This is a genomic window from Dactylosporangium sp. NPDC051087, from assembly GCF_055586325.1.
The window spans coordinates 74,895-96,767 of record NZ_JBVJIJ010000025.1; the positions used below are offsets into that span (position 1 = coordinate 74,895).

General features: G+C 73.5%; 22 protein-coding genes. 10 read left to right on the top strand and 12 right to left on the bottom strand.

Going from position 1 to position 21,873, the window contains the following annotated elements; translation table 11 throughout:
- Window positions 1-103: 103 nt before the first annotated feature.
- The 4 genes from ACZ6TV_RS39520 to ACZ6TV_RS39535 all read right to left on the bottom strand — a co-directional run bounded on the left by ACZ6TV_RS39520 (window position 104) and on the right by ACZ6TV_RS39535 (window position 3,269).
- Window positions 104-1,549 (bottom strand): phenylacetate--CoA ligase family protein, encoded by a 1,446-nt coding sequence (locus ACZ6TV_RS39520; protein WP_465303823.1) that lies wholly within the window; start codon window positions 1,547-1,549, stop codon window positions 104-106.
- 141 nt (window positions 1,550-1,690) lie between these two features.
- Window positions 1,691-2,281 (bottom strand): HD domain-containing protein, encoded by a 591-nt coding sequence (locus ACZ6TV_RS39525; RefSeq protein WP_465303825.1) that lies wholly within the window; start codon window positions 2,279-2,281, stop codon window positions 1,691-1,693.
- A gap of 83 nt (window positions 2,282-2,364) precedes the next feature.
- A complete protein-coding gene (locus ACZ6TV_RS39530) occupies window positions 2,365-2,913 on the bottom strand; it encodes a hypothetical protein (RefSeq protein WP_465303827.1) in 549 nt (182 codons plus the stop codon).
- Between the two features lie 59 nt (window positions 2,914-2,972).
- Window positions 2,973-3,269 carry a DUF1330 domain-containing protein gene (locus tag ACZ6TV_RS39535; protein WP_465303829.1) on the bottom strand — a complete coding sequence of 99 codons (297 nt, stop codon included), beginning with the start codon at window positions 3,267-3,269 and terminating at the stop codon, window positions 2,973-2,975.
- Between the two features lie 287 nt (window positions 3,270-3,556).
- Here ACZ6TV_RS39535 and ACZ6TV_RS39540 point away from each other — a divergent pair, with 287 nt between their 5' ends.
- The 8 genes from ACZ6TV_RS39540 (at window position 3,557) to ACZ6TV_RS39575 (ending at window position 12,573) form a co-directional block, all read left to right on the top strand.
- Window positions 3,557-4,753: a methyl-accepting chemotaxis protein gene (locus ACZ6TV_RS39540; protein WP_465303831.1), complete on the top strand. Its 1,197-nt coding sequence runs from the start codon at window positions 3,557-3,559 to the stop codon at window positions 4,751-4,753.
- Window positions 4,754-5,185: 432 nt separating this feature from the next.
- Window positions 5,186-5,854 (top strand): GTP cyclohydrolase II, encoded by a 669-nt coding sequence (locus tag ACZ6TV_RS39545; protein WP_465303833.1) that lies wholly within the window; start codon window positions 5,186-5,188, stop codon window positions 5,852-5,854.
- Window positions 5,851-7,536, top strand: coding sequence for a WD40 repeat domain-containing protein (locus tag ACZ6TV_RS39550; RefSeq protein ID WP_465303835.1), 1,686 nt, complete (start codon window positions 5,851-5,853; stop codon window positions 7,534-7,536). The genes ACZ6TV_RS39545 and ACZ6TV_RS39550 overlap by 4 nt, the downstream gene beginning before the upstream one ends.
- Before the next feature lie 4 nt (window positions 7,537-7,540).
- Window positions 7,541-8,536 (top strand): formylglycine-generating enzyme family protein, encoded by a 996-nt coding sequence (locus ACZ6TV_RS39555; protein WP_465303837.1) that lies wholly within the window; start codon window positions 7,541-7,543, stop codon window positions 8,534-8,536.
- 24 nt (window positions 8,537-8,560) lie between these two features.
- The gene (locus ACZ6TV_RS39560; protein ID WP_465303839.1) at window positions 8,561-9,616 is read left to right on the top strand and encodes a glycosyltransferase family 4 protein; all 1,056 of its coding nucleotides are present in this window, start codon (window positions 8,561-8,563) and stop codon (window positions 9,614-9,616) included.
- Complete coding sequence (locus ACZ6TV_RS39565; RefSeq protein WP_465303841.1) at window positions 9,613-10,692, top strand: glycosyltransferase family 4 protein; 1,080 nt, start codon at window positions 9,613-9,615, stop codon at window positions 10,690-10,692. Before ACZ6TV_RS39560 ends, ACZ6TV_RS39565 begins: the two co-directional genes overlap by 4 nt.
- Window positions 10,689-11,303: a hypothetical protein gene (locus tag ACZ6TV_RS39570; protein ID WP_465303843.1), complete on the top strand. Its 615-nt coding sequence runs from the start codon at window positions 10,689-10,691 to the stop codon at window positions 11,301-11,303. Before ACZ6TV_RS39565 ends, ACZ6TV_RS39570 begins: the two co-directional genes overlap by 4 nt.
- Window positions 11,290-12,573, top strand: a complete 1,284-nt coding sequence (locus ACZ6TV_RS39575) for an MFS transporter (RefSeq protein WP_465303845.1) — start codon at window positions 11,290-11,292, stop codon at window positions 12,571-12,573. The genes ACZ6TV_RS39570 and ACZ6TV_RS39575 overlap by 14 nt, the downstream gene beginning before the upstream one ends.
- Before the next feature lie 7 nt (window positions 12,574-12,580).
- On the opposite strand, the gene ACZ6TV_RS39580 is transcribed toward ACZ6TV_RS39575, so the two are convergent.
- Genes ACZ6TV_RS39580 through ACZ6TV_RS39615 form a run of 8 tightly spaced genes read right to left on the bottom strand, consistent with a single transcriptional unit; the run spans window position 12,581 to window position 20,254 of the window.
- Entirely contained in the window at window positions 12,581-13,651 is a 1,071-nt protein-coding gene (locus ACZ6TV_RS39580) for an aKG-HExxH-type peptide beta-hydroxylase (RefSeq protein WP_465303847.1), read from the bottom strand.
- On the bottom strand, window positions 13,644-15,113 hold the full coding sequence (locus ACZ6TV_RS39585) for a radical SAM protein (RefSeq protein ID WP_465303849.1): 1,470 nt from the start codon (window positions 15,111-15,113) through the stop codon (window positions 13,644-13,646). Before ACZ6TV_RS39585 ends, ACZ6TV_RS39580 begins: the two co-directional genes overlap by 8 nt.
- Complete coding sequence (locus ACZ6TV_RS39590; protein ID WP_465303851.1) at window positions 15,097-16,122, bottom strand: radical SAM/SPASM domain-containing protein; 1,026 nt, start codon at window positions 16,120-16,122, stop codon at window positions 15,097-15,099. The genes ACZ6TV_RS39585 and ACZ6TV_RS39590 overlap by 17 nt, the downstream gene beginning before the upstream one ends.
- Window positions 16,119-17,294 (bottom strand): FxsB family cyclophane-forming radical SAM/SPASM peptide maturase, encoded by a 1,176-nt coding sequence (locus tag ACZ6TV_RS39595; RefSeq protein ID WP_465303853.1) that lies wholly within the window; start codon window positions 17,292-17,294, stop codon window positions 16,119-16,121. The genes ACZ6TV_RS39590 and ACZ6TV_RS39595 overlap by 4 nt, the downstream gene beginning before the upstream one ends.
- Window positions 17,288-17,470, bottom strand: a complete 183-nt coding sequence (locus ACZ6TV_RS39600) for a hypothetical protein (protein WP_465303855.1) — start codon at window positions 17,468-17,470, stop codon at window positions 17,288-17,290. The genes ACZ6TV_RS39595 and ACZ6TV_RS39600 overlap by 7 nt, the downstream gene beginning before the upstream one ends.
- Window positions 17,471-17,506: 36 nt before the next feature.
- Window positions 17,507-18,817, bottom strand: a complete 1,311-nt coding sequence (locus tag ACZ6TV_RS39605) for an amidohydrolase family protein (RefSeq protein WP_465303857.1) — start codon at window positions 18,815-18,817, stop codon at window positions 17,507-17,509.
- 13 nt (window positions 18,818-18,830) lie between these two features.
- The gene (locus tag ACZ6TV_RS39610; RefSeq protein WP_465303859.1) at window positions 18,831-19,769 is read right to left on the bottom strand and encodes an LLM class flavin-dependent oxidoreductase; all 939 of its coding nucleotides are present in this window, start codon (window positions 19,767-19,769) and stop codon (window positions 18,831-18,833) included.
- The gene (locus ACZ6TV_RS39615) at window positions 19,766-20,254 is read right to left on the bottom strand and encodes a hypothetical protein (RefSeq protein ID WP_465303861.1); all 489 of its coding nucleotides are present in this window, start codon (window positions 20,252-20,254) and stop codon (window positions 19,766-19,768) included. Before ACZ6TV_RS39615 ends, ACZ6TV_RS39610 begins: the two co-directional genes overlap by 4 nt.
- A 298-nt stretch (window positions 20,255-20,552) precedes the next feature.
- Here ACZ6TV_RS39615 and ACZ6TV_RS39620 point away from each other — a divergent pair, with 298 nt between their 5' ends.
- Both ACZ6TV_RS39620 and ACZ6TV_RS39625 read left to right on the top strand, forming a co-directional pair.
- Window positions 20,553-21,188: a HEAT repeat domain-containing protein gene (locus tag ACZ6TV_RS39620; protein ID WP_465303863.1), complete on the top strand. Its 636-nt coding sequence runs from the start codon at window positions 20,553-20,555 to the stop codon at window positions 21,186-21,188.
- A gap of 81 nt (window positions 21,189-21,269) precedes the next feature.
- Window positions 21,270-21,833: a hypothetical protein gene (locus tag ACZ6TV_RS39625; RefSeq protein ID WP_465303865.1), complete on the top strand. Its 564-nt coding sequence runs from the start codon at window positions 21,270-21,272 to the stop codon at window positions 21,831-21,833.
- Window positions 21,834-21,873: the final 40 nt, after the last annotated feature.

Consider the following 21,873-nt stretch of genomic DNA (forward strand, 5'->3'; position numbering starts at 1 on the left):
AAGGCGGTGCTCCTCGCACCCACCAACAGGAGCGAGATCAAGGTCAAGTGCCCCGGCGGCACGATGGCCGCGGAAGTGAAGGAGGTCCGGCCGAAGCCGTGAGTCAGCGGCTGTAGCGGTGCTTCACGCCGACCGGGAAGTAGTCCGGGTCGCCGGGCTCACGGACCTCGACCACCGGCGTCCGGTACTCCGCCGGCACGTAGTTGGCGAACTCGCTGTTGAGCCTCACCAGCGTGTCGCGCACCGCCGCCGCGACCCGGCCCGGATCGGGCGCCGGGCGGTCCGGGGCGCGCTCGACCACGACGGACAGGCGGCGGTCCTCGTCGGCGGTCGTCAGCACCTGGATCACGAACTTGCCGGTCAGGTGGTCGGCGAGCGCCGGGTCCTCCAACGCGACGGTGACGTTCTCCGGATAGATGTTGGCGCCGAAGTACGACACGGTGAACAGCGACCTGCCGAAGACGTAGACGAACGGGCGCTCGTCGTCGCCGGGCCCCGACACGTCGAGGCCGTGCCGCGCGCAGAACTCGACCAGCGAGGCGTGGCCGATCAGGCCGCCCTCGTCCGCGATGTGGTAGCGCACCAGCGGCACGCCGCCGTCGCCGGTGAAGAGCAACGTGCCGTCGACGCACTCGAAGTAGCGCAGCATCGGGTCGTACTGCACGAGCGTCGGCAGCCGCGGGTCGCCGAAGAGCTCACGGGCCAGCTCCGGCCGCGACGCCAGGAACCGGCGGACGCGCACGCTCAGCGGGGTCTCGTTGCCCAGGACGCCCGCGTCGGCGGTGCCGTACAGCGACACCGAGTCACGCTCGGGGCTGGTCATCCCGGCGCGCCGCCCCATCAGGTCCCGCCACGACTCGCTGAACACCTCACCGGCCAGCAGCATCTTCACCCGGTGCGCCGGCCAGTCGACGCCGCGGCGCACACCCTCGTCGACGACGTTCTTCACGAACGGCGGGTAACCGGCGAGGACGACCTGCTCGTACCGCGGCGCCAGCTCCCCGACGACGCGCAGGATCTCCTCGACCGAGTTGCCCGGCGTGGCCACCGTGACCGGATACCCCTTCGCGGCAAGATGCCGGCACGCGGCCGCCGTGTACATGCCGCCGACCCAGCTGCCCAGCGCGAAGCACACCACGACCAGGGTGCTGCGCCCGTCGCCGCCGAAGCTGTGCACCAGGGCGTCCTCGAACCGCCGGGCCACGGCCAGCTCGTCGACGACGCTGCGCGGCCACACCGTCGGCGAACCCGACGAGCCCGACGACACGGCCACGGTGTCGTTGGCGTCGAGCCGCCCGCCGCGGCACCGCTCGGGCAGCGGATACCGGCGCAGGTAGGACTCCTTCGTCACCAGCGGCAGGTCCTCGAACCGCGCGGTCGCCGGGTCGACACCGTGCTCCGCGAGAAACGCCGCGTACGCCGGCACGGACGCGGCGACCTCCCGGAACAGCTCCACCGCGCGGGCGGCCGGATCACCGCCCAGCGGCGCGACGGGTGCCGCGTAGAACTCGCCGAGCCGCTCCAGGGTCCGCGCCGCGCGTGCATGCATCCCCGAAACGTACTGCACGCTCACCGCTCGTCGATCGCCTGGACCCGGGCGTGCGCGGCGACCGCGGCGGCGGCGACGTACGCGACGAGCGCGGCCGTGGTCCAGGTCGCGAGGGGCGCGCCGTGGACCACGGAGTGCGACTCAGGCGGGCCGGGTGGCTGCCAGAGGGTTCGCGGCGATCTTGCCGGCGACGTCCCCGCGGACGGACGCGGCGGCGGCGCTGCCGGGCTTGCGCTGCGCCTGGTCCTGGAAGCAGGCCAGGAACTCGGTGCCGAATCCCAGCAGCGGGTACCGGGCGAGCACGTCGGTCCGGGTGTCCGGCGGGAACTCCTCCGGGTGCCGGCCGACGATCTCCCAGCTCGTGGCGACCTGCAGCACGTGCGCCTCGGGGTCCTGCCCGGCGGGGACGTCGTCGCGCATGTGCAGCACGATGATCTCCTCGGCCCTGGCGGCCCGCCGCTGCGGCCAGCCGGCCGCGACGCAGAACGTCCACGCGAGGTGCCCGCCGGCCACCTCGAACGGCAGCCGGTGACTGTCGAACGGCTCCGTCAGCCCGAGGTCGTGCAGCAGCGCCGTGACGTAGAGCAGCTCGTCGTCGACGGCGATCCCGTGCGCCGCGCCGTACACCATGCCCCACAGGTACGAGCGCACGGCATGGTTCAGCAGCGCGGGCGAGTAGTAGCGGCCGGCCACGGCCAGCGCGGCCGTGGCGGCGGGGGTCTCCGGGAACATGCCTCACGTATATCGCGACGGTCCGCCGCGCCGCGGCGGGTTCCGGGGTGATTTCGGGGCGGGCCGCCTCGGCCGCGTGGAGCTCAGTGGCCCAGCAGGGCCTTGAGCAGCGCGATGGCGAGCGCGACCGTGGCGAGCGCGATGCCGGCGAGCAGGGTCCGGAAGGACGGCCGGGCCGACCGCAGCCGCTCCACCAGGAAGCCGACCCCCGCCATGCGGACGAGCAGGTAGATGCCGGAGAGCAGCACGGCCGTCCCGCCGGGGAGCCAGCCGGCCCAGGCCGTGCCGAGCAGGACGCACGGCACGACGGCGGACGAGACGATCGGCAGCGAGTCACGCTGCTCGTGCCGGATCGCGGAGCGGGTCATCGGCTCGCCGGCCTGGGCGCTGTGGCCGACGATCTCGGCGAACACGTGCGCCACGTAGGTCGAGACGGCGACGCCGAGCAGCAGTTTCAGCCCGTGCCCGTGCGCGGCCTGCTCGGCGCTGACGGGGATGAGCGTGGCGAAGAGGATGATGTTGCCGTAGAGATACGCGGAGACGCGTGCGGCGGCACGGTGACCGGAGAGGTCGCGGCTCGCCCGGTAGTTGACGACGCGGTCGCGCAGGCTCGGCTCCGGTGTTTCGGTCATCGCCATGATGCTAGTGGCTGCCGCCGGCCGCGGTGCGGCGCCGCGTCAAGAGCGCCGCGTCAGGCGCCTGGCAGGCCGTGGACCAGGAGCACGACGCCTTCCGTGGCGGCGACCCGGTCCTTGGAGATCTCCCGGTACTCGGGCGAGGACGCCCAGCGTTCGAAGGCGGCCCGGTCGTCGAACGCCATCAGGACGACCTTGTCGTGCGGCCAGCTGCCCTCGACGACGGCGGCGTGCTCGTCGGCGGCCAGGAGCCGGCCGCCGTACTGCGTGAGGATCGGCATGAAGCGGGCGGCGTACCGCTCGTACCGCGGCCGGTCGTGCACGGAGATCTGCGCGATCGCATAGACAGTCACCCGCTCATCTCAGCGACGCCTCGGGCGCGGCGCAACGCGGAGTCGGACATTTCACTGCTGCGGCGGGCACCCTACGATCGGATCAGGCCGCACGGCATGGTCGGCCAGGTGCTGTTCGTCGACCACGAGTCGACCATGGGCGCGCGGTGGGTCGCGCCGTCGCTGACCGAGCTGCTCACCGAGATCCAGGTCCCCGCGCGCCGAGGTGCCGTGCGCCCCGTTCCCCTACAGATCCGCCGTGGTCTGCGCTCACGACCGACTTCCGCACGAACTGGGACGCGTTCCAGGTGCTGCTGCGGCAGCTGGCGGCCACCTCCCCGACCGACCCGAAGATGCAGGACATCGGGATGCGCGCGAACCAGATGACCGACGCGGCGCAGGACATCCTGGTGCGGATCAGCGCCTATGAGCAGACCACGGCCCGGGCGATGGCGCGGGCCGCGGAACGGACCTACTCCACGGCCGTGCGGACGCTGGCGGTCGTGATGCTGGTCGGGATCGTCATCGCGACGATCGTCGCGTACCTGGTGATCGGTCAGGTGGTCCGGCCGCTGCGGCAGATGCGGGAGGTGGCCGTGGCCATGGCGCGCGGCGACCTGACCCGGACGCTGCGGGTGGGCTACCACGACGAGGTCGGTGAGACCGCGGACGCGCTCAACGTCGGCACCCGGCACGTCCGGGACGCCGTGCAGATGCTGCACGTCAGCGCGGAGCGGCTGGCGACCAGTGGTGACCGGATGGCGAAGACGTCCTCGGACATCTCGGTCGGCGCCGCCGAGGCGTCCACGGAGGCGGCGACGGTGTCCGGCACCGCCGGCACCGTGTCGGAGAACATCAGCACGCTGGCCGACGGGGCGCATCAGATGCGCGCGTCGATCGAGGAGATCGCCCGCAGCGCCAGCGACGGCGCCGGTGTCGCCGCGCAGGCGGTGCAGGCGGCCCGGACGACGGGTGACATCGTCATGAAGCTCGGCGCATCGTCGGTCCAGATCGGCAACGTGGTCAAGACGATCACCGCGATCGCCGAGCAGACGAACCTGCTCGCGTTGAACGCGACCATCGAGGCCGCGCGGGCCGGCGAGTCGGGGAAGGGCTTCGCGGTCGTCGCCGGGGAAGTGAAGGACCTGGCGCAGGAGACCGCCCGGGCGACCGACGACATCGCCCGGCAGGTGCAGGCGATCCAGGCCGACACGCAGAGCGCGGTCAGCGCGATCAACCAGATCAGCGCCATCATCGAGCGGATCAACGCCTATCAGACGTCGGTCGCCGCGGCCGTCGAGCAGCAGACGGCGACGACCAACGAGATGACCCGCAACGTCGCCGCGGCCGCCGAGGGCAGCGCGGTGATCGCCAGGAACATCGCCACCGTCGCTTCGGCGACCGAGCGGACCAGGCACGGCGCGACGGACAACGCGCGGGCCGCGGGCGAGCTCGCCGACATGTCGCAGGAGCTCAAGGCGGTCGTGGCCCGCTTCCAGGTCTGAACGGCACGTCAACACCGGCTCGGGCACCGGCACCCGCGGAAACGACCTCGTGTGACCGGCGTCACAGGCGGACATAACGCCCGGGCGCGGCGCGGGTGACCTGCGCGGGGGTGCCGCCAGGGGGGCCGAGGACCGTGCTGATCACTGCCGGTTCGGGTCGCCTCTCGTAGTATGGATGTTGATCGATTAAGTCGTTGACCTCGGCAAGATCTCGATACTGCGAGCGCAGACCGCCCCCTGGGGTTCCGGTGGATCCGATCGCCTGGAGCCGGGCGGGATCACCACGCTCACCGTCAGACGCCGTGTGCGGCCGCGTCCGCACGCGGGGCCCGCCATGCCCCGCAACCGCCCGGACGGCCCGCCCGCCCCGGACGGCGTGCCCCGGCGGGCCCGCTACCGGCCGCCCGAACAGGGCAGATGCAGGAGGCAGCAGTGCACCAGACCGACCACGCCCGGCAGGCGACCAGTGCCTGCCGGCCGGCGACCCGCACCATCGTGCGGGTGCCGGTCACCACCGGCGAGCCGACCGCCTGGTCCGACGCCGAACTGATCAGCTTCGACGGTCTCTGCGACGAGCTCGAACACATCGCATTACGCTTCCGCGCCCCGGCGGTCGGCGCCGCGCAGGCGCCGGTGCTGATCCGGATCCACTCCGAATGCCTCACCGGCGACGTGTTCGGGTCCGCGCGCTGCGACTGCGGCCCGCAGCTCGCCGAGGCCGTCGAGCGCATCTCCGGCGAAGGCGGCGTCATCCTGTACCTGCGACAGGAAGGCCGCGGCATCGGGCTGTACAACAAGATCGACGCCTACCGGCTCCAGGACTGCGGCCTGGACACCTTCGCCGCCAACCGGGAGCTGAACTTCGCCGAGGACGAACGCAGCTACCGCGTCGCCGCCGAGATGCTCAGAGCGCTCGGGATCCGGTGCGTCCGCCTGCTGAGCAACAACCCGGACAAGGCCGAGCAGTTGCGCAGCAACGGCATCGAGGTCGACTCCATCGTCCCGACCGGCGTGTTCCTCAACCAGTCCAACCAGGACTACCTGCGGGCGAAGCTCGATCAGGGCGGACACACGATCCAACTGCAGAAGGAGCAACCGTGATCGCACATCGGGGACCCATCAGCGGAATCGCCGCCTTCGAGGACACGTACGTCCTCACCGCCGGCTACGACAACCAGATCATCCTGTGGGACATGCCGTCGAAGACGCCCATCGCGCGGGCGTGGCACGACCACCTCGCGAACCAGGTGGCGTTCTCCCCGGACGGGCGGCTGGCCGTCACGTCGTCGTCCGACTACGGCGCCCGGCTGTGGTCGCTGCCCGAGCTGCGGCTGATCGCGGTGCTCGCCGACCACGCCGACGACGTGGAGATGTCGGCGTTCCACCCGACCCGCGAGCTGATCGCCACCGCCTCGCGCGACCACGACGTCCGCGTGTACGACTTCCACGGCGGCCTGGTCGCCAGGTTCCAGGGGCACACCGCCGACGTCATCTCCGTCGAGTGGTCGGCCGACGCCGACGAGCTCGTCTCCTCCAGCGACGACGGCACGATCAAACGCTGGTCGCTGCGCTCGCGGCAGCTCATCACCGACCTCGACATGGACGGCGTCGAGACCGACACGATCGCCATCTCCTCCGCCGGTACGATCTACGCCGGCAACGACGAGGGTCAGATCATCGTCGTCCACGACGGCGGCCGCACGACGCTCGACGCGCACGACGCCGGCGTCAAGCGGGTCGTGCTCGACGACGGCCGCGCGCTGCTGGTCACGCTGAGCTACGACCGCACGATGAAGCTGTGGAACGTGGCGGACCGCGAGCCGGTGCTGGTGGCGACGGCCGACCTGCCGGCCGACGTGTGGCCCCGATCGTGCGCGTTCGCGGGCGACACCCACCTGGTGTTCGCCACGTTCGGCGCGACGTACCGCACGTACGACCACCGCACCGGCGAATGGCTGGCCGAGGCGGTGCCGCCGACCGGCGGGGTCAACGCCGTCCTGGCCGATGCCGGGTCCGGGATCATCACGGTCGGCGACGCCGGCATCGTGCGCCGCGACGGCGCCGCGGTCGCCGAGACCGGCAGCCTGTGCAACTTCCTGGTCGCCGTCGGCGACCGCGTCTACACTGGCGGCCAGCTCGGCAGGCTGTTCGACGCCGGGACCGGCGCCCAGGTGCACCAGCACCGCTCACCGCTCAACTGCGGCGCCGGGTTCGTCCACGACGGCCGCCGGCACGTCGTGATCGGCGCCTACACCGGCGAGGGCCTGGTCTTCGAACAGACCGGCGAGGGCCTGCGGCACGTGACCGACCTGCGCCTGCACGCCAACGCGGTGAAGGGCGTCGCCGAGTCCGGCGGCTACCTCTTCTCGGTCTGCGCCGACACCAGTGCCACCTGGTACCGCGCCGACGACCTGCAACCGGTGGCCACGGTCGAGGACGCGCACCACAAGATCGCCAACGGCTGCGCCGGGCTCGGCGACGGCTACTTCGCCAGCGTGAGCCGCGACCTCCTGTTGCGGATCTGGGACCCGCGGCAGCGGCCGGCCGTCATCGAGACGCCGCACGACCATTCGATCAAGTGCGTCAGCGCGTCGGCCGACGGCCGCTACGTCGGCACCGGCGGCTACCACGGCCGGGTCTGCGTCTACGACCGCGGCAGCGGCTCCTGGGTGGTCAACGACCGGCCGACGACCGCCGGCATCTCGTCGATGTCCTACGCGCCGACGCTCGGCTGCTTCCTGGCCAGCTCCTACGACGGCAACGTCTACCAGGTCAAGGTCTGAGCCCATGACCTCGGACGTCGCGCTCACCGACGCGGACATCAACGCGCTCACCGACCGCGCCGCGATGGGCCTTCCGGAGAGCTACGAGGTGCCCGCCGCCGAGCGGCTGCCGGTCACGGACGTGCTCGGCGGCGGCGTCGGGGACCCGGCGGCGCTGCTCGGTACCCTCGACGCCGCCGCGGAGCCGGTCCAGACGCGGCTCGCGGCGGGCACGATGCTGGCGCTGCTGGGCGACCCGCGGGTGCGCCCCGGCGGGCACCCGGCCACGGTCGAGGTCCCGGGCGGCCGGTTCCCCATGGGCACCGCCGACGGCGACGTCGACGAACTGCACGCCGACACCGAGCGGTTCGGTGTGCGGCGGGACTGGATCGCGAAGGAGTGCCCCCGCGCCGAGGTCGTGGTGCGGCCGTTCCGGATCGCGACGTATCCGGTGACCAACGCCGAGTACGCCGCGTTCCTGGCCGACACCGCGTACCCGGAGCTGCCGACGCACTGGGGCTACGGCCGGTACCACCCGGCCGAGGCGAACCATCCCGTGTACACGGTCACGCCGCCCGCCGCGGACGCGTACGCCGCATGGCTGGCGCGCCGCACCGGCCGCGCCTACCGGCTGCCGACGGAGACCGAGTGGGAGTACGCGGCCGCCGGCCCCGACGGCCCGCGCTACCCGTGGGGCGCCGGGTGGCGGCCGGACCTGGCGAACACCCTCGAATGCCGGCTCATGGCGAGCAGCCCCATCGGCGCCTTCCCCGGCGGGCGGTCCTGGTGCGGCGCCTACGACCTGGCCGGCAACGTCGAGGAGTACACGTCCAGCCACTACTTCCCGTACCCGGGCGGCCGGCTCGTCGAGGACGACCTGTACCGGCGGCTCGGCCACTACCGCATCGCCCGGGGCGGCGCGTTCAACCGCTTCCGGGACCTGGCCCGCTGCCAGCGCCGGCACGGCCCCTACCCGCGCTCGCTCTACGCGATGGGGTTCCGGGTGGCGGCGGACATCTGATACGGATCTATCGAAGGAGTACCCATGCGGATCGCACAAGTGGCAACCCTGTTCGAGCCGGTGCCCCCGGCCCGCTACGGCGGCGTCGAACGGGTGGTCGGCATCCTCACCGACCAGCTCGTCGCCCAGGGGCACGACGTCACGCTCTTCGCCAGCGGCGACTCGACCACCAAGGCCCACCTCGTGCCGGCCTGCCCGCAGTCGCTGCGGCTCGCCGACACCGGGCCGTTCCGCGACTTCACGGTCGCCATCTACATGAAGATGATGATGGACCTGCTGCACCGGGTCGACGACTTCGACGTCATCCACTTCCACACCGGCTTCTACCACCTGCCGGCGTTCTACCCGCACCGGCACAAGTCGCTGACGACCGTGCACATGCCGATGAGCCTCGGCCCGGACATCGGCACGCTGCTGGACGCCTTCGCCGAGATGCCCTACATCGGCATCTCCCACGATCAGCGCAGCCACCGCCCGTCGATGAACTGGCGCGGCGTCGTCCACCACGGGATCCCCGCCGACCTGTACACCCGCGACGACGGCGACGGCGGATACCTGCTCTTCGTCGGGCGCATCGCGCCGAGCAAGCGACCCGACCGCGCCATCGAGATCGCGCGCCGGGCGGGCCTGCCGCTGAAGATCGCCGCGAAGGTCGACGACATCTTCCGCGACTACTTCGAGGCGGAGGTCGCGCCGCACATCGACGGTCACGCCGTCGAGTTCCTCGGCGAGGTCTCCGACCAGGAGAAGCAGGAGCTGTACGGGGGAGCCCGCGCACTGCTGTTCCCGATCGACTGGAACGAGCCCTTCGGTCTCGTGCTCATCGAGGCGATGGCCTGCGGCACCCCGGTCGTCGCGTGGGACATGGGCTCGGTCACCGAGATCGTCGACGACGGCGTCACCGGCTTCCGGGTCTCCGACGTCGACGCCGCCGTCGAGGCGGTCCACGCGGCGGCGGGCCTCGACCGGGGACTCGTCCGCGCCACGTTCGACCGCCGTTTCACCGCGGAGCGCATGACGTCCGGCTACGTCGCGCAGTACGAGCGGATGATCGGCGAAGCGGAGGCGGGTGCGCGATGAGGGTCGCGCACGTGCACTGGGCGGCGCTGCCCACGATGGGCGGCATCGAGACCCACCTCGAGTCGCTGACCATGGACACCGAGTTCTTCGCCGGTACCCGGGACGCGCGCACCGCGGTGTTCCACCCCTGCCTGGAGCCGGGCGGCGGCGGGTCGGCGGCCGACCTGGCGGACCTGACCCGGCGGCTGGCCGGCGCCGACGTCGTGCACCTGCACAACCCGCAGTGGCACCGGCCGGAGGTCACCGATCACCTGGTCCGGCACCTGCCCGCCGCCCGGGTGCTCGACGTGCACAACCTGGCGGTGCGCGGCACCGACACCGAGGCGCTGCGCCGCTGGTCCGCGCTGGGCGGGCGGCTCGTCGCCCACTCCGAGTTCGTCGCGGCGGAGCTGCGCGCCGAGGTGCCGTCCGCGGCGGTCACCGTGCTGCCGCTGGCGCTGCCGCGGGCGGTGGAAGGGCCGCCGCCGATCGCGGACAGCGGCCGCCCGATGGTGCTGCAGCCGACCCGCCTCTCGTCGTGGAAGGGCAGCGACCTCTCCCTCACGATGGCCGCCGACCTGCTCGACCGGGGCTACGACTTCGACTTCGTGCACGCCGGCAGCGAGCACCTGCTGTGGGACCCGAACCTCGACGAGGCCCTGCTGCGGCGGGTCGAGCCGTGGCGGGAGCGCGGCCGGATCCGCTTCGTGCACTACCAGCCGGACCGCAGCTGGGCGGCGATCGGCGCGGCGGACCTCGTGGTCCATCCGACGGCCGGCATCCAGGCCCGCGGCGAGCCCTACTCCATGTCGGTGGCGCAGGCCGTCATCACCGGCCGGCCCGTCGTCGTGAGCCGGTCCGGCAACCTGCCGGCGCTGGTGGCCGGCTACCCGGCCGCGCGCACGGTCGACGTGGGCGACGCGGCGGCGCTGCGCGACACGGTGGAGTCGTTCCTGCGCGGGCACTGGCCCCGGCCGGCGCGGGCGGCGATGGCGCGCTCCGCCGACGCGCTGCGCGCCTACCACGACTCGGCGCCCCGCCGGCACCGCGAGTTCGCCGCGTCGCTGGCCGGCGACCGGGCGGGAGCGGCCCGATGAGGGCCGCCGAGCTCGACAGCCTGCCGGTCGACCAGCTGCCGCACGGCCTGCCGCTGTTCGGGATGTTCCTCAGGATGCCGACGTTCGACGCCGAGCTGCAGGTCTTCCGGGTGCCGGGCTGGCGGTCCGCGGCCGGGCTCACGCTGCACGACGTGTTGGTGCACCCCGAGCAGTTCGACGCGCTGGACCTGCCGGCGGGCACGTTCGCGCTGGTCCAGACGCACGGCCAGGTGTGGGCGCTCGGCACCGGCGACCGGCCCGTGATGACGCTGCGCAGGATCGGCGGCGAGGGCCGCTTCGACATCGGCACCGCACCCGGCGGCGGCCCGGTCACGCTGACCGACGAGCGTGGCACGGTCCTCGGCCGGTACACCATGGACAGCCTGCGAAACGACGACAGCGCGGTGGTGTCGCTGATCGCCGCCGCCCTGGCGACCCGGTTCACCGACGAGGCGCTGTCGGCGGTCCTCGTGCGCGCCTATCCCGGCCTGACCTCGTTGATCGTCGAGCGCAGGACGTTCCCGCGGCTGTTCGCCTCCGACACGGTCAGCCGGGACGCGCGGCAGCGGCCGGTCTGGCCCGAGGACGGAGGTGACCGTGATCCGGGGTAACCGCGCGTATCAGCTGTTCCTCGTCGCGACCCTGCTGTCCTTCATCGGCAGCACGATCCATGTGGTCGCCGCGTCGTGGCTGATCCTGTCGCTGACCGGTGTCGCGTACTCGGTGCCGCTGCTGCTGCTGTTCTCCGCCGTCCCCGGTGTGCTGCTCGCGCCGGTCGTCGGGTCGATCGTCGACCGCTTCGACCCGCGGGTCCTGCTCATCGTCGTCGACGTCGTGTCGGCGGCCGCGGTGTTCTCCGTCCCGCTCGCGTCGTCGGCGGACCTGCTCGTGCCATGGCACCTGTACGCCGTCGAGTCGGTCCTCGCCCTGTGCGGGCAGTTCTACGGCGCGGCGTCGCGCGTCTTCGTGAACCGGCTGGCCGCGCCGGACGAACTGCTCGCCGCGAACGCCACCACCACGCTCGTCTACCAGCTCGGCATCGCGTTCGGCGCGCTGGGCGGCGGCCTGGTGGTGGCGACCGCCGGCCCGCTGACCGGCCTGGCGATCAACGGCGTCTCGTTCCTGCTGTCGGGGATCGGGATGGCCGTCATCGGCCTGACCCGGCAGTGGAAGGCGGCGACCCCGCCCGCGGCCTCGGCGGCGGCCTCGGCGGAGCCGGTGAAACGGACCGGCACGTGGGAGGGCTTCGTCAACACCGGCAGGCTGATGGTCGGCCACCGGCAGATCCTGCACATGACGCTGCTGTACGTCGGCCTGCAGTCCATGCACCGGCTGCTGTCCTCGCTGCTCGCGCCGTACGTCAGCGCCGGCGGGCACGGCGCGGGCACGCAGGGCGGCCTGCAGATGAGCTACAGCCTCGGCGCGGTGATCGCCGGCGGCCTGATCCCGCTCATCACCAGACGCCTCGGCGCCGCCGCGATCCTGCTCATCGGCTCGGTGGGCGTGGCCGGCCTGGCCGTCGCGTTCTCCTTCACCAGCGACTGGACCGGCATCCTGACCTACGGCGCGCTGGGACTGGCTGTGAGCGCCTGGATCTACCACCTCACCGCCGCGCAACTGCTGGTGCCGGCCAAACAGCAGGGCACGTACTTCGCCACCACCGGCTCGCTCGTCTCCCTGGCCGGCATCGTGGTCTTCGGTGCCAGTACCGTGCTGCTGCACACCCTGGAGCCGCGCACGGTCTACTGGATCGGCGCCGCCGCGCTGCTGGCGACGGCGCTGCCCTCCCTGCTGGCCACCCGCCGCGCGCCCGACCCCACCAGCGGCGAAGCCGGCCGGCCGGCCGTCAAGGACCCCGAACCGGACCGCTCGCAGGCGTAGGCCGGGGTCACCGGCCGTCGAGGACGCCGGCGGCCTCGACGGCCCGCTGCTCGATCATCGCCAGGGCGACCGGGGTGTACGCGTGGGCGGCGGACCGGGCCGTCGCGCAGGCGGTGAGGACCTGCGCGGCGCGGCGGGCCGCCTCGTGCGGCGCCACCGGGGGAGCGTCGGGCAGCCGTCCCGCCCGGTGCCAGAAGCGCATGACCGCACCGAACGCGGCGATGCCGTGCAGCACGGCCGCCGGCGGCCGGGGCTCGTCCTTCCAGGGCGACGGCAGCCGCACGGTGTCGTCCTGGGTGAGCGGTGTCAGCGCGGCGACGACCTCGACGAGCTGGTGCGTCGCCTCATGGACCAGCACCTCGGCGGTGTACCAGGGGTCGGGCCGGCCGAGCGACGCGTAGATGACGCCCGGCGCCGACGAGACCGAGCAGCTCTGGATCTCGAACTCCGGCCGGCCGATGATCCGCCCGTCGCGTTGCCGCAGCGGGACCAGTACCTGGGTGAGCGCGGCGACGGAGGCGGCGGCGTCGGATCCCGCCCGGCGCAGGACCTGACCGGCGGCGGCGCCGACCCCGGCCCAGAGGGCCCGGGTGGCGGACAGGTCGTCCCGCGGGTCGGCGAAGCGGGCCAGCAGCGGGTCGCAGGCGTTGATCTCGATCGTCCACGTGCCCTCACCGATGACGGGCAGCGGCCGCGCGCCGGGCGGTGCCAGCCGCGACCCCGGCAGGTAGGCGCAGCCCGACACCCGGTCCAGACGCACCTCGCCGGCCTCGACCAGCATCGCCATGGCCATCGGATAGGCGGAGGTGACGGCGTCCGGGTCGAGCGGCCGGTCGTAGTCGAGCAGCGACCGGCCGAGCATCCCGGCGACGGGGTGCCGCAGCGCCGCGAAGGTCTCCGGCGTGTCAAGGGCGAAGGCGACACTCCACCAGTGATCGCTGTAGATGTCCGCGGCGCGCCGCAGCGCCGCCGTCCGCAGCGCGGACTCCCCGGCCCACCACCGGTCCAGCCACGGCCCGGGGCACGCGTCGCCGGCCAGGACGGCGTCGGCGCCGGGCAGCCCCGCGTGCTCACGCACCGGTCACGACCTTCGCACCGGCCAGCGGCCCGTCCAGCGGGATGCCCCCGGACACGAGCGCGGGCAGCAGCCTGGCGACGATCTCCTCGTGCTGGGCCGTGTACGACGCGCAGTGCTCGTCGGGCAGCGGCACGACACCCGAGTCGCCGTGCTGGCCCGACAGCGTGCAGCCACCGCCGCAGCTGCGCAGCCACGGGCAGCCCCCGCAGGTCCGCGGCGCGGTGTGCAGCGCGTGGTCGAGCGTCCCGGCACGCTTGAGGATCTGCAGCCCCACGGTCCGGCCGTCGACCTTGGCGCCCTGCCCGGGGGTGACGAACCGCGGGCACGCGTGGACCTCACCGCGGGCGCTCAGCACGTGCAGGCTGCGCCCCGACCCGCAGTGGCGCGACGTGCAGCCGTCCCGCCAGCCGTACGGGTCGCCGAGCATCCGGGCGAGGAACTTGCCGGCCGACTGGTCGAGCATGCCGAGGCCGCTGCCGGCGGCGCGTTCGACGGTGCGCCGGAGGAAGTGCGCGATCGCGGCGGGCGACGCGCCCACCTCACGCCAGCCGGCGCCGGCCTCCCCGTGGGCGAGGACGGGCTTGCACAGGAAGCTCGCCGGCGCCTGCCGGGCGATCTCGTCGAGCACCTCGTCCGGCCGCGCCACGTTGTGGGCGCCGACCGTCACGATGAGATGGAACGGCAGGCCGCGGTCCCGGCACCGGGCGAGGGCGCCGGCGACCTTCGCGTGCGTCCCGCGGCCGCTGCGCAGCGTCCTCGCCTGGTCGTGCAGGGCCGCCGGACCGTCGAGGCTGACCCCGATCAGCACGTCGTTGCCCACCAGCAGGTCCAGCAGGTCGTCGCCGAGCGTGGTGGCGTTCGTCTGGACCGCGACCCGCAGGTGCTTGCCGGCCTCGTCGGCGCGGCGGCGGGCGTACGCCAGTGCCGTCCGGAACAGTCGCGGCGCGGCGGCGATCTCCCCGAAGTCGACGAGGATCGTCGCCTCGGGACGGCGCATGGCCGCGTCCAGCGCCGCCGTGACGAGACCCGGGTCGGCGTCGTTCTGGCCGCCCGGCGCGGCATGGCCGAGGTAGCAGTAGGTGCAGGCCAGGTTGCATCCCGAGTTGAGCACCAGGATCAGGCCGTAATGCTCGCGGGTCTGCTCGACGCAGGCGTCCCAGTCCACGGCGCCGAGCGCCGTCTCGCCGTCGAGCGAGACCAGGCCGCGGCGCCACAGCGGGACGGCCCAGCGGTCCGCTCCCGACAGGTCCACGACCGAGCCGGCGGCGGCCTCGAGCCGCGATCGTTCGGCGGTGCTGAGCATCGCCCAGCCGCCGGTGGTGTGCTCGACGCCGACCCAGTCCGGGCCCGCGGCCCGCCAGCGCACACCGTCCGCGCCGAGGACGCCGCGCGGCGGCGGTTGCCGGGTGGCTGCCAGCGCCCAGGGCGGCAGCCGCCGGGCGGGCTCAATCCAGGCCGGCATGGGCACCTACCATCTCCCCGGGCCTGGCGGCGGTGACTCCGCCGGGGTCCGCGACCGTCCACGGCAGCCGGTCGTCCATTCCGGTGCACAGCAACCGGAAGGAGCAGCCACCGCAGACCCGGGCGGTCAGGGCCGCGCCACGCCGCCGGACGGCCTCGAACCCGGCCGGGTCCGGCTCGCCGGCCACCCGCCCGAGCGGCCGGTCACGCAGCGGCGGGCAGGTCACCATCGCGCCGTCCGGACCGACGACCAGGTTGTGGCTGATCGGGAACCGGCCGCGCGGCTGCACCGGCAGCGTCGTGGGCCAGTCGTCGCCGATGACCGGGCCCATCTGGCCGATGTCGAGCCCGTGCTCCGCGCGGGCGGCCATGAGCCACACGGTCAGCGCGGCCCACTGCTCGGCGTCGAGACTCTCCAGGTCGCAGCGGACGGCCCGGCCCAGGGCGGCCACCGGGAAGACGGTCCACACCGACGCCCCGAGCGACCGGACCAGCTCGACCATCGCGGCGAGCTCGCCGGCGTTGCCGCGGTGCACGACCGTGTGGACGCCCGTGACCCGGCCGCCACCGGCGCGGAAGCGCTCCAGCGCCGCCAGCGTGGCCCGGAACGTCCCACGGCCGCGGATCGAGTCGTGCGTGGCCGGGCCCGCGCCGTCGAGACTCACATGGACACCGAGCCGGTGATGCCGGCGCTGGACGTCGGTCAGCGCCCGCATCGTGCGGCGGCCGAGCAGCCCGTTGGTGATCAGCGTGACCTGGGCGATCCCGGCGTCGAGCGCGTGCTCGAGCAGGACGCAGGCGTCGTCCCGGAGCAGGGCCTCGCCGCCGGAGACGGTCAGCGCCCGGACCCCCGCCGCGGCGAGCGTGTCGATGAAGCGGAGCCAGGCGGCGGTGGGCAGCTCGGCGCCGGCCGGCGAGTCCTCCTCGGGCACGGCGCAGTGCGTGCACCGCAGGTTGCAGCGTTCGGTGAGCATGATCTGCACGAAGTCGCCGAACCGCACGCCGGTCATCGCCCGGCCCCCTGCCCGGCGGTGGCGAGGGTGCGCAGGTCGTCGCCGATCCGGTCGCGGATGCGCGTGATCAGCGCGAACAGGTCGGGGCAGTACACGCTCGGCCGGTCGAAGCCGCCGTCGTCGCCGTAGCGGTGCGGGTAGAGACCGCCTCCGCAGGTGTCCACGACGGGGCAGGCGAGGCACTGCGCCGCCAGGGACTCCTTGCCGTCCTGGCGCACGACGACACCGGGGTGGGAGAGCACCTCGTCGATGCTGTGCGTGAGCACGTTGAGATCCGTCGAGGCGGCCCCGTCGTACGTGGTCTTGAGCGTGTCGACGAGCTCGATCGAGCCGTCGGTCTCGATGGTGACCAGCCCGACCGGGTCGGTGCCGAGCATCTCGAACGCGCCGCCACCGCCCAGCAGCAGGCTCATCGTGTCCTGGAAGATGCGGATGGTCAGCGGCTGCACCGGCTCGGCGTACCAGCTGTCGAAGATCACCCCGAGCCAGTCGGCGTACGGGGTGCCGGTGCCCGTGGTGTCGCGGCCGGGCGGCGGCGACGACCAGTTGCCGTGCGGCAGGAGCAGGTCGCAGTGCCGCGGGTCGAGCCCGGCGATCGTGCGGTACACCTCGAGCGGGTCGTTGGCCAGGTCGATGGTGGCGAGCACGCCCGAGAAGACCCGCGGCCCGGCGGCGCGCAGCCGCTCGATCCCGGCGAGCACCTCCTCGAAGCTCGACCGGCCGTCCCGGTAGGTGCGGTGCCGGTCGTTGGCGGACTTCGGCCCGTCCAGGCTGACGCCGACGCGCACGTCGTGCTCGGCCAGCACCGCGGCGACGGCCGGGGTCACCAGCGTGCCGTTGGTCTGGCACATGAGCACCAGCTCGGTCACCCCGGCCAGCTCGCGGCGCAGGACGGTGAACATGCGGTCCAACGTCCGCGCGCCGGCGAGGAGCGGCTCCCCGCCGTGGAAGGCGATGCCCACGGCGGGAAGCTTCCAGCGTTGCGCGTGCTCACGGACCCTGGCGGCCAGCGCGGCGACGACCCCGTCCGCCATCATCACCGGCTGGCGGCGCCAGCCCTGGTCGGCGTGGTGGTAGACGTAGCAGTAGTCGCAGTCGAGGTTGCAGCGGCTGGCAACCTTCACCACGTATTCGGCGATGGGGGTCGGCTGCCGGTCCGGCACTACCACGGGTTGGACGAGTGCTTGTTGTAGCTCTGGTGGCCGGCCCGCAGCTCGCCGTCCTCCTCCCGGGCCCGGCGCAACGCGGCGGCGAGCGCCGACTCCCCGCTGTCGGCCAGCTCCTGTGCGGCCTCACCCTGCGCGAGGTCGGCGAGGTCGGTGGCGCGGTCCTGGATCTCTTCCATGGCTCTCTCCTCCGTCTTCACTGACTGCTGCTGCTCTCACTGACGGACAGGCATACCGGCGGTTGATTCCACCGACGGACCTGCCGGCGGTTGCTTCACTGACGGACCTGCCGGCGGTTGCTTCGTTGACGGAACGGGTGTGCCGGCGATGGCCGGGCCGCGGCCGTGCGGCAGCAGCGGCGGCACGCCGGCCACCGGCGCGTCCACGGCGGCGCCCGAGCGACGCGCGAGATCGGCGACGTCCAGGCCGAAGAAGGCCGCCGGCGCGTGCACGAGCACCTCGCGCCGCTGCGCGTCGGTGAGCTCCGGGTGGTCGCGGACCGCGACGATCGGGTCGGGCCAGGTGCCGTCGTGGTGCGGCCAGTCGCTGGCGAAGAGCACCCGGTCCGCGCCGAGATACCGCACGGTCTCGGCCAGCAGCGGATCGTTCATGTCCGCCGAGATGACGCACTGCCGGCGGAACGTCTCGCGCACCGGCTCGGCGAGCCGCCGGGAGACGAGGGCCATCTTGGCGAACGTCGCCTGCAACCGCTCGAACCAGTGCGGGACCCACCCGAGGTCGCCCTCGAAGAACCCGATCCGCAGCCCCGGGAACCGGTCGAGCAGACCCGACTCGAGGACGTGCAACGTCGCCAGCTGCGCCTGGAACGAGTACCCCATCTGCCACTGGATGCGCCCGCGGAGGTGTCCGGCGATGTCGAGACACGAGTTCGCCGGATTCACGGCGTGCACCACGAGCGGTACGCCGGCCTCCTGCAGCAGCGCGTACAGCGGGTCGAGCGCCCGGTCCGCCAGCGACGTCTTCGCCGCGTCGAGGATCGGCGGCACCATCACGGTCCGGGCGCCGCGGTCGAGGCACTCGGCCGCGACCTCGGCGGCGACCGCGAGGTCGGCGGTGGGCAGCACCCCGCCCCACAGCAGCCGCACCGGGTCCGCCGCGCAGAACTCGGCGATCCAGGAGTTGTACGCACGCGCGTACGCCACCTGCAGTTCGACGTCGTGGACATCGGCGAGCCCGAGCATCATCGACGGGAACAGGACGCTGGCCGCGATCCCTTGCTCGTCCATCAGCGCGAGGCGCCGGTGCGGGTCCCGCACGCCCTCGTCGACCTCGGTGTCGATGTCGATGTCGAGCCGCCCGCCCTCCTGGACCGCGCCCGGCGTGCTCAGCGTGCCGGTGGTCCACTCGACGCTCAGCGGCCGGCCGTCGTGGTAGAGCGTCTCGCGCCCGTCCGCGTCGACCTCGCGCCGCCACACCCGGTCGTGGAACCGTGCGGGCATCCGCTCGCGCCACAGGCTGAACGGCTCGACGACATGAGCGTCGGCGTCGATGATCGGCAGTGTCACCACGGTGGTCCTTTCAGACGTGATGCCGGGCCCGCGCGCGGATGTCCCGCAGCGGTCGCGCGAGCGCCGCGCGCAATGCGTCGATCTCGTCCGGCCAGCTCCGCGGCCGGGCCGCCGGCACCACGACGAACTTCGACGCGCCCTGGTCGGCGTGCGCGGCCAGGACCTCCGCGAGGGCGTCCGGCCCGGCCGGGCAGAGCCAGTGCGGGTCCTCGCCGGGGTAGCGCCGGGCGAGCAGGTCGGCGGCCTCCTGCGGGCGGCGCGGGCTGTCGCTGTACAGCAGCAGCACACCGAAGTGGTCACCGTCGACGGTGCGGCCGGCCTCCCCGGCGGCCTCGTGCACGATGCCGATGGCCCGGCCGACGGCCGCCGGCGCGGCGAAGCTGCCCAGCCATCCGTCGGCGAGGCGGCCCGCTCTGCGCAGCTCGGCGTCGGTGCGCCCGCCGAGCCACAGGTCGGGTTCGCGGCGTGCCGCCGACATGCCGATGCCGATGTCGTCCAGCTCGAAAAGGGCCGAGGCGTGGGTGACCCGCTCGCCGCGCAGCATGCGGCGCAGCAGCGGCAGGGCCTCCTCGACCCACCTGGCCCGGGCGGTGCGCTCGATCCCGAACGCCTGGTGCTCGGCCGCCTCGGCGACGCCCAGGCCGAAGATCGGCAGCAGCCGCCCGCCGCTGAGCCGGTCGACGGTCGCGAGCGTCTTGGCCAGGTCGACGGGGCTGCGCCCGGCGAGGACCGTGACGCTGGTGCCCAGCCGCATCCGGGTCGTCAGCGCGGCGGCGTACGCGAGCTGCGGCAGCGGCGCCGGCGTCGGCCCGGTCAGGTGCTCGGACAACCACAACGAGTCGAACCCGGAGCGCTCCGCGTGGGTGACGATGGTGGCGAACTCGGCGCCGTCGTCCCACATCGGGAACAGGCCCAGCCCGAGTCCGGCCCGGATCGGGTACCCGGTCACGACAGGCACCTCCGCGCCTCGGCCACGGCGCCGCTCAGCTCGGCGAAGTAGCGGTCCCAGCCGTGCCTCGGCCAGAAGACGAGCTGCACGGCGGGGTGCGAGCCGACCGGCGACGTCAACGGCGTGGTCTCGCACAGCAGCTCGACGGACGCGGCCGTGACCGAAGCGGCGAGCCGCCGGCCCCGCCGCTCGATGCGGTGCAGTTCCTCGTCGTCGCGGGGCAGGATGCCGATCTCGCACGGCGCCGGCGACCGTCCGTCGGTGGCCGGGTGTCCCTCGCAGGAGGAGTACGTCAGGCAGCCCCACGCGTCGAGCACGGTGAGGACGAGGTCGCGCACGCCGGGCTCGAGGCACGCGGCGAACCCGGGCGCGCCCGGCGGCACGAGGGCGCCCCGTCGCGTCGCCGGGTCACCCCGGTCGCCGGGCCCGTCCGGGTCGGCGATCCGGCTGTCCGTCCCGCGCAGGAACGCCCCCAGGCCCGTCACCTGGTTCACCCGGTGGTTGGGCCGCGGCATCATTGCTTGAGCAGATCCAGGCCCGGGTCCTGGGCGCGCAGCTGACGCAGGACCCGCGTCTCGATCTGCCACCTTCGCGCATGGTCCAGGATTCCCATGTCGCGTGCTCCCCTCCGCCTGACGTGCTCCGGTCACGGGTGCACTGACGGACAGGACCCGGCGGCACGGGCCGTCGCTGACCGGGTGTCGCGGCGCGGGCCGGAGCCGTCCGGGCGACCCGTTCGTAAACCGGTCGTGCGGGCCGCGCCGGCGCCGTACCGTGCGATCCGTGACCGAGGACGCGACGACGGCCGAGCTGTTCGCCGGCGCCGCCGCGGAGCTGCGCGACGACGACCCCGGGTGGCACTACGAGCATCTCGTCGCGTTGCATCTGCGCGCGACCCCGGAGGTCTTCGCCACCGCCAGGGCCCTGGCCCGCGACCCCGACCCGGCCCGCCGCGAGCTCGGCGTCCGCGTCCTGCGCGAGGCCGGCGGCAACGACCCTGCCGCCGACCACCTGCGCCGCGGCAACCTGCCGGTCCTGCTGGAGCTCCTCGCCGGCGAGGAGGACCCGGTGGTGCTCGGCTGGGCGGTGTCCGCCGCCGGCTACCACCCCGACCTGCCGGAGACGCTGCCCGCGGTCCTGCGCCACGCGAGCCACCCGGACGACTTCGTCCGCTTCCACGTGGCGGCCGCGATCCCTTGCCTCGTCGACCCCTCCGCGCCGGACGACGCCGCCGTGACCGCGCTGGAGGCGCTCGCCTTCGACGAGGACGACGACACCCGCGGGTACGCGATCTACGGTCTCGTCACCGAGCTCGCGGTCGATCCGGCCAGGATCGCCGCCACCGTCACGGTGTTGAGGGCCGACCCCGACCCGCACATCCGCCGGCTCGCCGGCGGCCAGTTCCGTTCGGACTCGTAAACGCCCCGCGCGCCGCCGCGAGACTCGGTGACGCGACCGGCCACCGCGGCCGGTCGGCGACACCCAGAGGGGGAGCGAGCCATGCCCAAGCAACCACGCAGCCAGGTCAGCACCGACGGCGTGTTCCTGTCCACGCCCGGCGTCTTCGACACCACCGCGACGGGTCTGCGGCACATGTTCAAGATGCAGTTCTCGGCCACGACGGCGGGCGTCCGCGAGGACAGCGGCGTCACCCGTACGTCGGTGGGCGCCGCGTTCGCGGTGGACCGGGCTTTGGTCGACTTCGGTGCCGTCGACCCGGCGGCGGTGGACTTCGGCCGTGCCGAACGCGACTGCGAGCTGATCCGGGAAGCGATCCAGAAGCACCCCGAGGTGCTCACCCAGGCGCTGGAACTGGTCAGCGGTGGCAGCGCCGACGTCGAGCGGATCCGCTCGGTGGCCGCCGCCCTGCACGGCATCGGCCTCACCGAACGGCAGGCCACCGGCAACGGCGGCGGCATCGCCGCGCTGCTGGCCCTCGTCGCGGTGGCGCTGCTCGTCGAGGGCTGCGGCTCGTGCACCGACATCGCCGTCAGCAGCCCGCAGGTCCAGCCGCAGTTCCCGTCGAACCCGGGCCCCGGCGACGCGGGCGTCGACGGCGGCTGAACGGGCCCCGGCTCACGCCGGGCCGGAGCGCGGATCAGCA

What these genes read in the sequence shown, in the direction of transcription:
- ACZ6TV_RS39520 (WP_465303823.1), bottom strand. Translation starts at nt 1,549, where the DNA reads ATGCATGCACGCGCGGCGCGGACCCTGGAGCGGCTCGGCGAGTTCTAC.
- ACZ6TV_RS39525 (WP_465303825.1), bottom strand. Translation starts at nt 2,281, where the DNA reads ATGTTCCCGGAGACCCCCGCCGCCACGGCCGCGCTGGCCGTGGCCGGC.
- ACZ6TV_RS39530 (WP_465303827.1), bottom strand. Translation starts at nt 2,913, where the DNA reads ATGACCGAAACACCGGAGCCGAGCCTGCGCGACCGCGTCGTCAACTAC.
- ACZ6TV_RS39555 (WP_465303837.1), top strand. Translation starts at nt 7,541, where the DNA reads ATGACCTCGGACGTCGCGCTCACCGACGCGGACATCAACGCGCTCACC.
- ACZ6TV_RS39560 (WP_465303839.1), top strand. Translation starts at nt 8,561, where the DNA reads ATGCGGATCGCACAAGTGGCAACCCTGTTCGAGCCGGTGCCCCCGGCC.
- ACZ6TV_RS39565 (WP_465303841.1), top strand. Translation starts at nt 9,613, where the DNA reads ATGAGGGTCGCGCACGTGCACTGGGCGGCGCTGCCCACGATGGGCGGC.
- ACZ6TV_RS39570 (WP_465303843.1), top strand. Translation starts at nt 10,689, where the DNA reads ATGAGGGCCGCCGAGCTCGACAGCCTGCCGGTCGACCAGCTGCCGCAC.
- ACZ6TV_RS39585 (WP_465303849.1), bottom strand. Translation starts at nt 15,113, where the DNA reads ATGCCGGCCTGGATTGAGCCCGCCCGGCGGCTGCCGCCCTGGGCGCTG.
- ACZ6TV_RS39590 (WP_465303851.1), bottom strand. Translation starts at nt 16,122, where the DNA reads ATGACCGGCGTGCGGTTCGGCGACTTCGTGCAGATCATGCTCACCGAA.
- ACZ6TV_RS39600 (WP_465303855.1), bottom strand. Translation starts at nt 17,470, where the DNA reads ATGGAAGAGATCCAGGACCGCGCCACCGACCTCGCCGACCTCGCGCAG.
- ACZ6TV_RS39625 (WP_465303865.1), top strand. Translation starts at nt 21,270, where the DNA reads ATGCCCAAGCAACCACGCAGCCAGGTCAGCACCGACGGCGTGTTCCTG.